The 14,271-nt window shown below is 67.4% G+C and carries 14 protein-coding genes; 7 read left to right on the top strand and 7 right to left on the bottom strand.

What is annotated here, in order from left to right; all coding sequences use genetic code 11:
- The first annotated feature begins 25 nt into the window (after positions 1–25).
- A complete protein-coding gene (gene greA / locus ACO054_RS12860) occupies positions 26–502 on the top strand; it encodes a transcription elongation factor GreA (protein WP_421706982.1) in 477 nt (158 codons plus the stop codon).
- A 62-nt stretch (positions 503–564) separates the two neighbouring features.
- On the opposite strand, the gene bhcR is transcribed toward greA, so the two are convergent.
- Positions 565–1,431, bottom strand: a complete 867-nt coding sequence (gene bhcR / locus ACO054_RS12865; protein ID WP_421706983.1) for an HTH-type transcriptional regulator BhcR — start codon at positions 1,429–1,431, stop codon at positions 565–567.
- A gap of 255 nt (positions 1,432–1,686) precedes the next feature.
- Between bhcR and gcl the strand changes: the two genes are divergently transcribed.
- The 3 genes from gcl to ACO054_RS12880 all read left to right on the top strand — a co-directional run bounded on the left by gcl (position 1,687) and on the right by ACO054_RS12880 (position 5,320).
- Complete coding sequence (gene gcl, locus ACO054_RS12870) at positions 1,687–3,486, top strand: glyoxylate carboligase (RefSeq protein ID WP_421706984.1); 1,800 nt, start codon at positions 1,687–1,689, stop codon at positions 3,484–3,486.
- An 86-nt stretch (positions 3,487–3,572) separates the two neighbouring features.
- A complete protein-coding gene (hyi, locus tag ACO054_RS12875) occupies positions 3,573–4,370 on the top strand; it encodes a hydroxypyruvate isomerase (RefSeq protein ID WP_421706985.1) in 798 nt (265 codons plus the stop codon).
- Positions 4,371–4,405: 35 nt separating this feature from the next.
- Positions 4,406–5,320, top strand: coding sequence for a 2-hydroxy-3-oxopropionate reductase (locus tag ACO054_RS12880; RefSeq protein WP_421706986.1), 915 nt, complete (start codon positions 4,406–4,408; stop codon positions 5,318–5,320).
- 72 nt (positions 5,321–5,392) lie between these two features.
- Here the strand turns inward: ACO054_RS12880 and ACO054_RS12885 are convergent, their stop codons facing one another.
- Positions 5,393–5,902, bottom strand: coding sequence for an Lrp/AsnC family transcriptional regulator (locus tag ACO054_RS12885; protein ID WP_421706987.1), 510 nt, complete (start codon positions 5,900–5,902; stop codon positions 5,393–5,395).
- Between the two features lie 154 nt (positions 5,903–6,056).
- Here ACO054_RS12885 and ACO054_RS12890 point away from each other — a divergent pair, with 154 nt between their 5' ends.
- Positions 6,057–7,076 carry a mitochondrial fission ELM1 family protein gene (locus ACO054_RS12890; RefSeq protein ID WP_421706988.1) on the top strand — a complete coding sequence of 340 codons (1,020 nt, stop codon included), beginning with the start codon at positions 6,057–6,059 and terminating at the stop codon, positions 7,074–7,076.
- Positions 7,077–7,384: 308 nt separating this feature from the next.
- On the top strand, positions 7,385–7,750 hold the full coding sequence (locus tag ACO054_RS12895) for a helix-turn-helix domain-containing protein (RefSeq protein WP_421706989.1): 366 nt from the start codon (positions 7,385–7,387) through the stop codon (positions 7,748–7,750).
- Between the two features lie 13 nt (positions 7,751–7,763).
- Here the strand turns inward: ACO054_RS12895 and ACO054_RS12900 are convergent, their stop codons facing one another.
- From ACO054_RS12900 to ACO054_RS12910, 3 genes are all read right to left on the bottom strand, one after another.
- A complete protein-coding gene (locus ACO054_RS12900) occupies positions 7,764–8,642 on the bottom strand; it encodes an FAS1-like dehydratase domain-containing protein (RefSeq protein ID WP_421706990.1) in 879 nt (292 codons plus the stop codon).
- Entirely contained in the window at positions 8,639–9,868 is a 1,230-nt protein-coding gene (locus ACO054_RS12905) for a CaiB/BaiF CoA transferase family protein (RefSeq protein WP_421706991.1), read from the bottom strand. The genes ACO054_RS12900 and ACO054_RS12905 overlap by 4 nt, the downstream gene beginning before the upstream one ends.
- 162 nt (positions 9,869–10,030) lie before the next feature.
- On the bottom strand, positions 10,031–11,197 hold the full coding sequence (locus tag ACO054_RS12910; RefSeq protein ID WP_421706992.1) for an acyl-CoA dehydrogenase family protein: 1,167 nt from the start codon (positions 11,195–11,197) through the stop codon (positions 10,031–10,033).
- Positions 11,198–11,362: 165 nt separating this feature from the next.
- Here ACO054_RS12910 and ACO054_RS12915 point away from each other — a divergent pair, with 165 nt between their 5' ends.
- Positions 11,363–12,073, top strand: a complete 711-nt coding sequence (locus tag ACO054_RS12915) for a methyltransferase domain-containing protein (protein WP_421706993.1) — start codon at positions 11,363–11,365, stop codon at positions 12,071–12,073.
- A gap of 42 nt (positions 12,074–12,115) precedes the next feature.
- Here the strand turns inward: ACO054_RS12915 and dgcA are convergent, their stop codons facing one another.
- Both dgcA and dgcN read right to left on the bottom strand, forming a co-directional pair.
- Entirely contained in the window at positions 12,116–13,102 is a 987-nt protein-coding gene (gene dgcA, locus ACO054_RS12920) for an N-acetyl-D-Glu racemase DgcA (protein WP_421706994.1), read from the bottom strand.
- Positions 13,102–14,106: an N-acetyltransferase DgcN gene (gene dgcN / locus ACO054_RS12925; RefSeq protein WP_421706995.1), complete on the bottom strand. Its 1,005-nt coding sequence runs from the start codon at positions 14,104–14,106 to the stop codon at positions 13,102–13,104. The genes dgcA and dgcN overlap by 1 nt, the downstream gene beginning before the upstream one ends.
- Positions 14,107–14,271 lie beyond the last annotated feature (165 nt).

Raw genomic sequence — 14,271 nt, forward strand, 5'->3', positions numbered from 1 at the left:
GCCACTTCTGGTGACAGGTATCGCCATGACCGAAAAGTTCCCCATGACCGCCGAGGGCTACGAGCGCCTGGAGGTGGAATTGAAGCAGCTTAAAACCCAGGCCCGCCCGGATGTGATCAAGGCGATCGCGGAAGCGCGCGAACATGGCGATCTGTCAGAAAATGCCGAGTACCACGCCGCGCGCGAGCGCCAGTCCTTCATTGAGGGCCGGGTGGCCGAATTGGAGGACAAGATCAGCCGCGCCCAAGTGATCGACCCGACGAAACTGTCCGGCGATACCGTGAAGTTCGGGGCGACCGTGACGGTGGTGGACGAGGATACCGACGAAGAAGTGACCTACCAGATCGTCGGCGAACTTGAAGCCGACGTGAAGGACGGCAAGATCGCGGTCACCAGCCCCATCGCGCGCGCCCTGGTCGGTAAGGCGGAAGGCGATTCCGTCGAGGTCGCGACGCCCAAGGGGGCCAAGGCCTACGAAATTCTTAAGGTGGCTTTCGTCTAGCTTAGGCTGTCTCGGGCTCGCTCGATTTCTCAAAGCCCGAGACTTTTTCGTTACCTACGTATCTATGGAGAGGCATTCAGGGGAGAGGCATTCGGGGGAGAGGCGTTCGGGTCTGGCCAGCGCCCGCCCATCGCCTGCGTGATCTCCTGACCCGCTGCTCGCACGCGCGGACCGTAGGTATCGACGCGCGCGGCCGTGACCCGCACCGAGGGTCCGGAGACCGAGACCCCGCCGATCGGCTCCCCGAACTCGTTAAAGACCGGGGCGGCGACGCAACGCATCCCCTCGTTGCGCTCCTCGTCGTCGATGGCGAAGCCGCGCTGGCGGATCGCCGCCAGGTCGGCGACCAGCGCGGCCGGGCTCGCAAGCGTTTTGGCGGTGAAGCTCTGCAGACCGCAGGCCGCGATCAGCCGCTCGACCCGGGCATCGTCGCAGTAGGCCAGGATGGCCTTGCCGATCCCCGAGGCGTGGTAGGGACTGCGCGTGCCGGGACGGAAGAAGGCGCGGATCGCCTCGTGGGTTTCCACCTGGCTGACGAAGACCACAGCCTGCTCGTCGGCCACCGCCAGGTTCGCCGTCTCACCGGTTTCCTGCATCAGCGTCTGAATCACCGTGCGCCCGCGCTCGACCAGCTTGCGCCGGCGCAGGAAGGTGGTGCCCATGCGGAAGGTCTCGACCCCGACGAACCAAAGCTGATTGATCTCGTCGAACTCGACCATGCCGTGCTGCTGCAGCGTGGTCAGCATGCGATAGGCGGTCGAGGGGGCCAGACCGGCGGCACCGGAGACCTCGGTCAGGGACAGGCCGCTGCCCTGGGACACCAGCTTCAGAAGTGCGATGGCGCGATCCAGAGACTGCACGCTGCCCTGCCCCGCCGCGCCCTCGTCCTTGCGCGGACGGCCGCGCGACCGCTTCTCATGAGACGCCATCGAAGCCCTCCAGATCCCGGTGACCTTCAGTTTAGCCGTGAAAAAAATTTTTACTCATTAGAAAAGCCGGGGATCTGAAAAACCGCTATTTCCTTTATCTTCAGCAGCCTATCTGTATTTTTCTGAAATATGGAAAAGTTTTCTGAAAAAATTGCACGTAGCCACACTCCTCTCCATAATCGCGGGAAGACTGATAAGGCCGCTGCGCCGCGATGAAAGCGGGGCAGCCGAACAGACCCCTGGGAGGTGACGATCATGGCGAGAATGCGTGCCGTCGATGCCGCTGTTCTGGTGTTGGAGAAGGAGGGCTTGACCACGGCCTTCGGTGTGCCGGGCGCGGCCATCAATCCACTCTACTCCGCGATGAAGAAGCGGGGCTCCATCCGCCACGTCCTGGCGCGGCACGTCGAGGGCGCCTCGCACATGGCCGAGGGGTTCACCCGCGCCGAGGCGGGCAACATCGGCCTGTGCATCGGCACCTCCGGACCGGCCGGGACCGACATGATCACCGGCCTCTATTCGGCCAGCGCCGACTCCATCCCGATCCTCTGCATCACCGGCCAGGCGCCCCGCGCCAAGCTGGACAAGGAGGATTTCCAAGCGGTCGATATCGCGTCCATTGCCGCGCCGGTGACCAAGTGGGCGGTCACGGTGATGGAGCCCTATCTGGTGCCGATGGCGATCCAGAAGGCCTGTCACCTAATGCGCTCGGCCCGTCCGGGTCCCGTGCTGGTGGACCTGCCGGTCGATGTGCAGACAGCGGAGATCGATTTCGACATCGAGACCTACGAGCCGCTGCCCGTCTACAAGCCCGCCGCGACGCGCAAGCAGATCGAGAAGGCGCTGGCGATGCTGAACGCCGCAGAGCGCCCGGTCATCGTCGCCGGCGGCGGTATCATCAACGCCGATGCGTCGGAGGAACTGACGACCTTCGCGGAGATCACCGGCATTCCCGTCATCCCCACCCTGATGGGCTGGGGCACCATTCCCGACGACCACGATCTGATGGCCGGGATGTGCGGCCTGCAGACCAGCCACCGCTACGGCAACGCCAACTTCCTGGAGTCCGACTTCGTCCTGGGGATCGGCAACCGCTGGGCCAACCGCCATACCGGGTCGATCGACACCTACACCCGGGGCCGCACCTTCGTGCATGTGGACATCGAACCGACCCAGATCGGTCGTGTCTTCGCGCCGGACTACGGCATCGTGTCCGACGCCGGCGCCGCGCTGGCGCTGTTCGTGGAGGTGGCGCGGGACTGGGCAGCGGCCGGCAAGCTGACGGACCGCAGCGCCTGGGCCGCAGCCTGCCTGGCGCGCAAGCGGAGCCTGCAGCGCAAGACCCACTTCGATCAGATCCCGCTGAAGCCCCAGCGCATCTACGAGGAGATGAACGAGGCCTTCGGACGCGACACCTGTTACGTGACCACCATCGGTCTTTCGCAGATCGCTGGCGCCCAGTTCCTGCGCGTGTACAAGCCGCGCAACTGGATCAACTGCGGCCAGGCCGGGCCACTCGGTTGGACCCTGCCGGCAGCGCTCGGCGTGCGCGCGGCCGATCCCGAGCGGGAGATCGTCGCCCTGTCCGGCGACTACGACTTCCAGTTCCTGGTGGAGGAGCTGGCGGTCGGCGCGCAGCACAAGCTGCCCTACCTCCACGTCGTGGTGAACAACGCCTACCTCGGGCTGATCCGCCAGGCCCAGCGCAACCTCGATATGGACTTCGAGGTCAGCTTGGCGTTCGATAACATCAACCTGCCGGACGACGAGAGCACCGCCGCCTACGGGGTCGACCATGTGGCCGTGGCCGAGGGGCTGGGCTGCAAGGCGATCCGCGTGACGAGCCCGAACGAATTCCAGGAGGCCTTTGCGCGCGCCAAGGCGCTGATGGCAGAACACCAAGTGCCGGTGGTCATCGAGTTCATGCTGGAGCGCGTGACCAACATCGCCATGGGCACCGAGATCGACAAGATCAACGAGTTCGAGGAGACGCTAGACCTGCCGGCGGATGCGACCGCCACGGTTCCCGGTAAGGTTCTGGAGCCGGCCGAGTAGGACCGACACCGCCGGAAAACGGCGCCGAAAGACGGTGTCGAAAGACGGCACCGAAGCAAAAAACGAGAAACCGAGGGAGACCCGTTATGCCCAAGTTCGCGGCCAATCTCACCATGCTCTTCACGGAGCTGGATTTTCTGGACCGCTTCGCCGCTGCCGCTGGCGCCGGCTTCGAAGGGGTGGAGTACCTCTTCCCCTACGACTTTCCGGCGGAGGATCTGGCGGCCAAGCTGAAAGAGCAAGGCCTGACCCAGGTGCTGCACAACCTGCCGGCCGGCGACTGGGCCGCGGGCGAACGCGGCGTTGCGATCCTGCCCGAGCGGGTGGAGGAGTTCCGGGCCGGCGTCGACAAGGCCATCGCCTACGCCACGACCCTGGGCTGCCCTCAGGTCAACTGTCTGGCCGGTATCGCACCGGAGGGCGCCGATCCGGCGGAGCTGGAGGCGACCTTCGTCGCCAACCTCAAGTTCGCGGCCGAGAAGCTGGAGGCTGCCGGCATCAGGCTGCTGATCGAACCGATCAACACCCGCGACATCCCGGGCTTCTTCCTGAACCGCACCCGTCAGGCGCTGGAGATCATGGAGAAGGTGGGCTCCGCCAACCTCTTCCTGCAGTACGATATCTATCACATGCAGATCATGGAGGGCGACCTGGCCCCCACCCTCTCGGCGCAGCTCGACCGCATCGCCCATATCCAGTTGGCCGACACGCCGGGCCGGCACGAGCCGGGCAGCGGCGAGATCAATTACCCCTTCCTCTTCGCGCACCTAGACAACTTGGGCTATGACGGATGGATCGGCTGCGAGTACAAGCCGGCGGCCGGCACCGAGGCTGGCCTCGGCTGGTTCCGTAGTGCCAAGGCACAGACGGCGGCGGCGGCCTAACGCCAAAAAATACGTAAAGTAAGGAGACGTCCGGAATGGAAAGAATCGGTTTCATCGGCCTCGGCATTATGGGCGCGCCCATGGCCGGCCATCTGCTCGACGCCGGCTACAGCGTGGCAAGCTGTCTGCATCGCTCCCCCGCGCCGCAGGACCTGTTGGACAAGGGTCTGAGCATCCTGGAAAGCCGCAAGGCGGTTGCCGAGGCCAGCGACGTGATCGTCACCATGGTGCCGGACACGCCGCAGGTCGAAGCCACCCTGTTCGGCCCGGACGGCGTCGCCGAGGGTCTGAGTGCCGGCAAGCTGGTCGTCGACATGAGTTCGATCTCGCCGATCGAGACCAAGGTCTTCGCGGAGAAGATCGAGGGGCTAGGCTGTCACTACCTGGACGCGCCTGTCTCCGGCGGCGAAGTGGGGGCCAAGGCGGCCAGCCTGACGATCATGGTCGGCGGTCCCCAGGCCGCCTTCGACCGGGCCAAGCCGATCTTCGAGACCATGGGCAAGAACATCACGCTGGTCGGCGGCAACGGCGTGGGCCAAACCACTAAGGTAGCCAACCAGATCGTGGTGGCCCTGACCATCGAGGCGGTGGGCGAGGCCCTGGTCTTCGCCTCGAAGGCGGGCGCCGACCCAGCGAAGGTGCGTCAGGCGCTGATGGGCGGACTGGCCTCCTCGCGCATTCTCGAGGTGCATGGCGAGCGCATGATCAAGCGCACCTTCGACCCCGGTTTCCGGATCGAACTGCACCAGAAGGATCTGAACCTGGCCCTGCAGGGCGCCAAGGCCCTGGGCGTCAGCCTGCCGAATACCGCGACGGCCCAGGAGCTGTTCAACGCCTGCGCCGCCAACGGCGGTGCGGCCTGGGACCACTCGGCCATGGTGAAGGCGCTGGAACTGCTGGCCAACCATCCGGTCGCCGAGGAAAGCGAGTCCGCAGAGCGGGCGGCGTAGCAGCCGACGGGACCCAGGGCGGCGCCGCCAATTTCGCGGCTCCTCCCGGTCTCGCCCATCAGATCAGACCGATCAGACTTCGTCGAACTCCTCGGCGGCCAGTGGCGCGTTCTCCGCGTCGATGGGCACACCGGGTCGGTCGACCGCCGAGCGGATGACCTGCAGCGTCAGCACGGTGGAGACGTGCGGGGCGGCCGTCAGCTTCTGGGTCAGCTCATTCTCGTGAGCCGTGTTGCGGGCCACCAGCTTCAGGACGAAGTCGTGGGGGCCGCGCATCATGTGGCACTCGCGGACCTCCGGCCAGCTCCCGACCTCCTCCTCGAAGGCGGTCAGGACCGATTCGTTCTGGCTGTCGAGTCCCACAAGCGCTAGGAACATCACCTCGTAGCCGAGCGGCTCCGTCGCCACCTCGGCGTGATAGCCGCGGATGAACCCGCCTTCCTCCAGCGCCCGCACGCGGCGCAGACAGGGCGGCGCGGAGATTCCGGCACGCTTGGCCAACTCCACGTTGGTCATGCGTCCGTTTTCCTGCAGATCTCGCAGGATGCGCAAATCGATCCGGTCGAGCTTGACCCGGCGCACGGCCACTTGCCTCCCAAGGTGATGGTGTGGAAAGACGAAAGAACTCGGCCGCCTCGCGGCTTCTCTGCGCAAGGATATTACCCATGACGGTCTGCTGTTCAAGGGCAGATCGTGCGGCAGATCGCAGCTTCGGTGGCGGGCTCGGAGCGGTCGCGTGACGGCCGACCGAAACGACGATACGGCCAGCCTTGCAGGCAGCCGGCCGAGCTGTTGGGTCGTCACCGACGGACGCAGCGGAATCGAGGTTCAGGCCCTGGGGCTGGCTGAGGCCCTGGGCACGCAGCCCGTGGTGAAGCGGATGACCGCCCAGAAACCATGGGTCTGGCTGCCGCCGCGCTTCTGGATCGATCCTTTGACCTGTGTCTCCGTGCGCGAGGGCGGTCCCTTGACGCCGCCCTGGCCGGATATCGCCATCAGCACGGGACGACGCGCCGCCGCGATCTCGGCCGGTCTGCGGGCCGCCGCGCGGGCAGCCGGCGGCCGGACCTTCGCCATCCACATCCAGCGCCCCTATCAGCCGCTGAGCCGTTTCGACCTGGTGGTGGTGCCCCGCCACGACCGGCTGGAAGGGCCGAACGTGCTGACCACCTTCGGGGCGCTGGGCCGCGTCACGCCCGAACGCCTGGCCGCTGCCAGAGCCGAGCTGTTACCGGAGCTGACGGAACTGCCGCGCCCCTGGATCGCCGTGGCCGTGGGCGGAAGCAACAAGGTCTTCAAATTGGAGGCGCCGCAGGCCGAGCTGCTGGCGCACCGGCTGCGCGAGGCCCAGTCCGAGACGGGCGGGAGCTTGCTGGTCACGGTGTCGCGGCGGACAGGTCAGGCCGCGACGGAGACCCTGCGGCACGCGTTGAGCGATTTGCCGGGCCGCTTCGACGACGGCAAGGGCGCTCAAAACCCCTACTTCGGCTTTCTCGGCTCGGCCGACGCGGTGGTCGTGACCTGTGATTCCGTCAACATGGCCTGCGAGGCGGCGGCGACCGGACGGCCCGTACACGTCTTCGATCTGCCGGGTGGCTCGGCCAAGTTCTCGCGCTTCCATCAGGACCTGCGCGACGCTGGCATCGCACGGCCCTTCACCGGGCAATTCGGCAAGTGGCACTACACCCCCTTGGCAGAAACATCCCGCATTGCGAGAGAAGTTCGCCCCCTTATGAATAGCGAACATCGGCTGTAGAGCCCCGGTATCTGCCCGCATAACGCGAGGCATTCAGAGCCTAATTGTATGTCTTAGGCCAGTTGGCAGCCACGCCCCAACGTAGTGGCATCACAACTTTGACACACCATGATTGTGCAACCCTACGTATTCTATCCTTAATCGTATTAGGGGTTTTGATTGCCGATCATAAGTCGGTGGGATGAGCCCCGTACGTCGGGTGCCGAACCGAGAGGCTCCAGGCAGCAAAGATCCAGATTCGGACAGAATGGCCTGCGCGACTCTCTTTTCCCCCGGCGCGACCCAGCCGACCGAAAGGTTAATCGAGCATGTACCATCCGACCGACGTTCATATCGGCCGGCGCCTTCGCGAGAAGCGCGTGGCCCTGGGCATGAGCCAGTCGGCATTGGCCGATAAGCTCGGCATCACGTTTCAGCAGGTTCAGAAGTACGAGAGTGGCGCCAACCGCATGGGCGGCAGCCGCCTGTGGGACGTCGCCAACGTCCTTGGCGTTGCCGTCGGCTACTTCTTCGACGGACTGAGCAGCAGCGGCGGCAAGGCGCAAACACAGAAGGACGACCTGCCCCTCAGCCGCCAGACGTTGGAGCTGGCGCGGGCGATCAACGCGATCCCCGAAGGCGATGTCCGCGATCAAGTGGTCAAGCTGGTCAAGGCCTTCGCCAAGACCGCCTGAGGCGATAGCGGCGTTACGGCGCCACCCAGTCGACGCGCCCCTCCATGCAGAGGCTGCGGCCGAACCCCTCGACCCAGAGGTCGGCGCCCCCGTCGTCTGGATCGCCGCAGACCCGGAAAGGCGCGTCGTCGAAGATCGGGGCCAGCGCCCGGAAGCGGAAGGCTGCGATGCGCTTGTCCGGCGCGGAACGGCGCGCGAGGTCGACCATGCAGGTCGCCAGCAACGGGCCGTGCACGATGAGTGCCGGATAACCCTCCACCTCCGTCGCATAGGGCCGGTCGTAGTGGATGCGATGGCCGTTGAAGGTTAGGGCCGAATAGCGGAACAGTAGCAGCGGACTCGGCACGATCTCGCGAGACCAGACGAGGTTCCGCTCGCTGGGGGCACCCGGTCGCCAGCTTTCTCCAGCCTCCGCCGCCTCGCGGTAGACGATATCGTGCTCCTCCTCCAACAGGGGGCCGGCCGGGTCGCTGACGACATGGCGCAGGGTCACGAAGGCGAGGCGACCGCTGCGGCCCTGCTTCACCTGGATCGCGGCGATCTCGGTCTGCCGGGTCATGGCCAGTCCGATGCGCAGCGGCCGCAGCCAGGTCAGACGGCTGCCCGCCCACATGCGCCGGGGGAGGTCGATCGGCGGCAGGAACCGCCCGCGCGCGCCATGGCCGTCGGCGCCCGTTCCGGACAGGGGCGCCGTCTCCCAGAAGTAGATCCAGTGCCAGAGTTCCGGCAGGGCATCACCCGAGGCCAGTGGGTCCTCGGGCGATTCCAGAGTGGCCTGGAGAGCGACTGCCCGGCCCAGATCGGCAGTGTCCTCCACAAGGTGGGTTCGGCCGATCCAGTCCTGCAGCTCCGGCGACAGCGCGCCGGCCTCTTCGACCGTCTGTCCGCTCATCGAACCATCTCCTCCCGGCCTCTTTCGACTTGCCCTCCGGCCTCGCCACCCGGCTCCCCACTCTGCTCGGCGAACTCCTGGCGCAGGGCGGCGCCCTGCTCGTCGAGCGCCGGCACCCGGCCCAGCTCCACCGCCTCCCCGACCAGCCGAGCCGGCGGCGCCACCAGATCCAGTTCGCCCGCTGGCGTCGCCACCGAGACGCGGCGAAGCTGAGGATGCTCGGCCAGGTCGGTCAGGCTGTTCACCCGCCCGTAGGCGATCCCGCCCCGCTCCAGCCGCTCGACCAGTTCGGCGCCGGTGAGGCTCCGCCAGATCGCCGCGATTTCCGCATCGAGGGCGGCACGGTTGGCCACACGTGCGCTGGTGTCGAGAAAGCGCGGATCCTCGGCCAGGTCCGGGCGCCGCAGAACCTCGGCGCAGAAGCGATGCCACTCCCGCTCGTTCTGGATCGACACCACGATTTCCCCGTCCGCCGCCGCGTAGGCGCCATAGGGGGCGATCGAGGGATGGTTCAGCCCGACGCGCCGGGGCGCCTGTCCGCCGTAGACCTGATGCAGCAGCGGCACCGTCATCCAGTCGGCCAGGGCATCGAAGAGGGACACCTGGATCGCCTTGCCTCGACCGCTCTGCGCCCGCTCCAGCAGGGCCTCCAGCACCGCCATGTAGCCGTACATGCCGGCGGCGATGTCGCAGACCGAGACGCCGACGCGGCCGGGGCCGGCCGGATGTCCGGTGATCTCGGCGAGCCCCGTCTCCGCCTGGATCAACAGGTCGTAGGCCTTCATGTCCCGGTAGGGCCCCGTTTCGCCGTAGCCGGAGATGTCCAGGGTGATCAGCCGGGGATCGGCGGCCCGCAGCTCCTGCGATCCGACCCCGAGCCGGGCGGCGACCCCCGGCGCCAGGTTCTGAATGAAGACATCGGCGCGGGCGATCATGCGCCGCAGCAGGCCCAGGTCCGCCGGGTCCTTGAGGTCCAACGCAACCGATTCCTTGCCGCGATTGAGCCAGACGAAATAGGCGCTCTCGCCACGCGCTGCGCGATCGTAGCCACGGGCGAAGTCGCCCTCCGGGCGTTCCACCTTGATGACGCGGGCGCCGGCATCGGCCAGCTTGCAGGCGCAGTAGGGCGCCGCCACGGCCTGTTCGACCGAGACCACGAGCAGTCCCTCCAGCGTCCTGCGGCCCGGTTTCTCCTCCGGTCCCGCCTCCGGCCTTTCCTGGGACATCACGGTCCCCTCCCCGACTGTTCGCCGTCTCGGTCGCGGCCGGTCAACCTTAAGCCTGGATCGAGACGGCGCAAAGCCGCAGCGGTACAGGGGCGGTACCGGGTTGGTACAGGGGCAGCCGAAGATAGAGCAGACCGCAGCCAAAACCGAATTCGGCAGGGCTCAGTAGCTCTTGGGCAGGCCGAGGACCTGCTGGCCCAGGTAGGCGAGGATCAGATTGGTGGAGATCGGCGCGACCTGATAGAGCCGCGTCTCGCGGAACTTGCGCTCTACGTCGTACTCCTCGGCGAAGCCGTAGCCGCCGTGGGTCTGCAGGCAGACCTCGGCGGCGGCCCAGGAAGCCTCGGCCGCCAGCAACTTGGCCATGTTGGCCTCCGGCCCGCAGGCCTCGCCGGCGTCGAACTTGGCGGCCGCCTCGCGCACCATGCCCATGGCCGCGCGCAGCTGCGCGTAGGCCTTGGCGAGCGGGAACTGAACGCCCTGGTTCGCGCCGATGGCCTTGCCGAAGACCTGCCGCTCGCTGGCGTAGTCGCGTGCCCTGGTGACGAACCAGCGGCCGTCGCCCAGGCATTCGCTGGCGATCAGGATGCGCTCGGCGTTCATGCCGTCGAGAATGTAGCGGAAGCCCTCCCCCTCCTCGCCGATCAGGGCGTCGCGCGGCACATAGAGATCCTCGAAGAAGACCTCGGTGGTGGAGTGGTTCAGCAGGGTGCGGATCGGCCGGATGGTGACGCCCTTGCCCACCGCGCCGCGCAGGTCGACCAGGAAGACCGACAGGCCCTGGCCGCGCTTGGCCACCGCGTCCTTCGGCGTGGTGCGGGCCAGCAGGATCATCAGATCGCTGTACTCGGCCCGGCTGGTCCAAACCTTCTGGCCGTTCACCCGGTAACCCTCGCCGTCGCGCGTCGCCATGGTCGAGAGGTCGAGGGTATCGCTGCCGCTGGTCGGTTCGGTGACGCCGAAGGCTTGCAAACGCAGCTCGCCTCGCGCGATCTGCGGCAGATACGCTTCCTTCTGCCGGGCGCTGCCGTGCCGCAGAAGGGTTCCCATGGTGTACATCTGGGCATGGGCGGCGGCGGCATTGCCGCCCGAGGCATGGATCTCCTCCAGGATCGCGCAGGCCGCCGCCAAGGGCAGGCCGGAGCCGCCGTAGTCCTCCGGGATCACCGCCGCGAGGTAGCCGGCCTGGGTCAGGGCCCGCACGAAGTCGGCCGGATAGGCGCGCTCTCGGTCACAGGCGCGCCAGTAGGCGCCGTCGAAGCCCGCGCAGAGGGCGCGCACGCCCTGGCGAATGTCGGGGTAGTCCTGGTCGCCGAAAGCAATGTCCATTCTGTCTCCGCTTCCCCCTTGCCGGCCGTCCGTCGAGCCTTAGCCGGGGCTTGCCGCCCGCACAACCTCGTTGAGCCCTCACGGTCTCAACAAGACCTCCGCTTGCTGAGACCGTAGGTCGCGAGGGATACTGTCTCGTCATCCTGAAGTTTAGCGCGAGAGACCATGAGAACCGGAGACACCATGACCCACCCCCAGCGCCGCCACCGTGACGTTCTGGTCGAGAAAACGGTCCCGACCGGCAAGGCGGCGCTGGACGTGGGCTGCGGCGACGGCGGGCTCGTGCGGGTTCTGGCGGCGGAGGGTGCGCTGGCCGTCGGCCTGGAGGCTTCGGAGGCTCAGCTCGCTAAGGCGCGCAAAGCCGAGGCGGTGCGGGGTGCCGGCTACCTGGCGGGTCAGGCCGAGCATCTGCCCTTCCCAGACCGGCACCTGGACGTCGTCATCTTCTTCAACTCGCTGCATCACATCGCGCGCTACAAGATGGATCTGGCCATCGAGGAAGCGGCCCGCGTGCTGAAGCCGGAGGGCCTGCTCTACGTCGCGGAGCCGCTGGCCGAGGGACCGAACTTCGAGGTCATGCGGCACTTCGACGACGAGACGGAGGTCCGTGCCGCCGCCCACCGCGCCGTACAGAGGGCCGCCGCCGAACGGATCTGGCACGAGCTGGAGGAGGCCTTCTACCTGACCAGCAGCGGCTACGCCGACTTCGCGGCCTTCGAGGAGGAGATGCTGCGGATCGATCCGGCACGCCGCCAGGCCTTCGCCGAGCATTCCGCCATCGTGCGGGAGGAGTTCGACACCCACGGCACCCGAGACCCCAAGGGCCGCATGCGCTTCGAGCAGCCCATGCGGGTCAATCTGCTGCGTCGGATGTAGAGGGAGCGGACATTGAGGCTTTCCGGCGTCGGCGATCCCGCTTTAACCCCATAACTCCGGCACGGCCGGATGGATGGTGCTGCCATCGATCCGCAGCGGCGGGTCCCGATCCTCCGCCAACAGCAGCGGGCCATCGAGGTCCACCACCTGGGCACGCTGGGCCGGCAGGGTCGCCGGCGCCATGGCCAGGGAGGTCGCCAGCATGCAGCCCACCATGACGCCGAAGCCGGCGGCCTCGGCCTCGGCGACCAGAGCCAGCGCCTCCGTCAGACCGCCGGTCTTGTCGAGCTTGACGTTGATCAGATCGTAGCGGCCCCTGAGCTGCGGCAGGGAGCTGCGGTCGTGACAGGATTCGTCGGCGCAGAGCGGCACCGGGCGCGGCAAGTCGGCCAGAGCCGCGTCGGCGCCGGCCGGCAAGGGCTGTTCGACCAGGCTCACCCCGAGCCGGGCAAGCTCCGGCGCGATCCGCAGGTAAGCGTCGGCGTCCCAGCCCTCGTTGGCATCGACCACCAGTTTGGCCTCGGGCGCGCCAGCGCGGACCGCCTCGACCCGGGCCAGATCCTCCGGCCCGGCCAGCTTCAGCTTGAGCAGCGGACGGGCGGCATTGGCCGCCGCCGCCGAACCCATCGCCTCCGGACTGTCCAAGGAGAGGGTATAGGCGGTGGTGAGCGAACCGGGCTCGGCCAGTCCGGCCAACTGCCAGACGCGCCGGCCGCTGCTTTTGGCCTCCAGATCCCAGAAGGCGCAGTCCAGGGCGTTGCGTGCCGCACCGGAGGGCAAGGCCGTCTGCAGCCCCTGCCGGTCCAGGTCGCCGGCCTCCAGCGCGCCGCGCAGTCCCTCGATTGCGGCCAGCACGCCCTCGACGCTCTCACCGTAGCGGGCGTAGGGCACGCACTCGCCGCGCCCCTTGTGGCCCTCCTCGGCCTCCAGTTCGACCAGCACCACCTCGACGGCCGTGCGGCTGCCGCGGGAGATGGTGAAACTGCCGCGCGTGGGGAAGGAGTCCCGCCGGACGGTCAGGCGGGGCATCAGGCCCCCTGCAGCCGGTCGGCGATGGCAGCGACCCCGGTGCGCACCGGATCGACCGCCGGCAGGCCGAAGTCGTCGCTCAGCTTCTTCAGCAGATCGTCGCCGTCCTCCGGCGACAGCCCGGAGGTGTTGACTGCGATGCCTTCGAAAGCCGCCTTGGGATTGGTCAGGCGGGCCGCCTCCAGATTGCGCTCCAGACAGAGCGCGAGGTCCGGCAGGGGATAGTGCGGCAGCCCCCGCATATGGCTGCGCGTCGGCTCGTGACAGAGCACCAGCGCGTCGGCCTGGGCCCCGTGCAGCAGGCCCATGGAGACGCCGGCGAAGGAGGCGTGGAATAGGGACCCCTGCCCCTCGACCAGATCCCAGTGATCCGCGTCGTTGTCAGGCGACAGCCATTCCACGGCACCGGAGATGAAGTCGGCGACCACCGCGTCGATGGAAACGCCGGAGCCGGCGATCAGGATGCCGGTCTGGCCGGTCGCGCGGAAATCGGCCTTCGTCCCGCGCCGGCGCAGCTCGGCCTCCAGCGCCAGGGTCGCGTACATCTTACCGACCGAACAGTCGGTGCCCACGGCCAGCAGGCGCTTGCCCGAGCGCGGCTTGCCGCTGGCCACCTCGAACTCCTCGGTCGGGTGGCGCACGTCGAAGAGCTGGCGGCCATGCTGCTCAGCGGCGGCCTTGAGCATCGGGACGTCGGCCAGCTTCTTGTGCAGACCGCTGGCGAGGTCCATGCCGAGTTGCAGCGCGCGGTCCAGCACGTCGATCCACTCGGTGGAGATGCGGCCGCCGCGATTGGCGACACCGACGATCACCGTCTTCACCCCGGCCTCGGCAGCCTGCTCCATGGTCATGTCGGGCAGGCCGAGATCAGCCTGGCAGCCCGGCAGGCGGAACTGGCCGAGGCACCATTCCGGGCGCCACTGCGCCACGCCCTGAGCCGTCTTGGCGGCCAACTGGTCGGGCGCATCGCCCAGGAAGAGAAGATAGGGATGGGCGATTTCCATCGCGAAGACAGCCTCCTTTCGAATTCGCAACCACGATCCTCGGGGTACGAGCCCCAAGATACGTACTCCGGGGTACGTACCCCGAGATACGCACCCCGGAACATGCACGGGGCTTCCGCGCTGCGCTGGACGCGCAGCGGAGTCGTCGGCTCCGCCGCTTGTTGA

This window comes from Algihabitans sp., assembly GCF_965226985.1.
Lineage (GTDB): Bacteria > Pseudomonadota > Alphaproteobacteria > Kiloniellales > DSM-21159 > Algihabitans.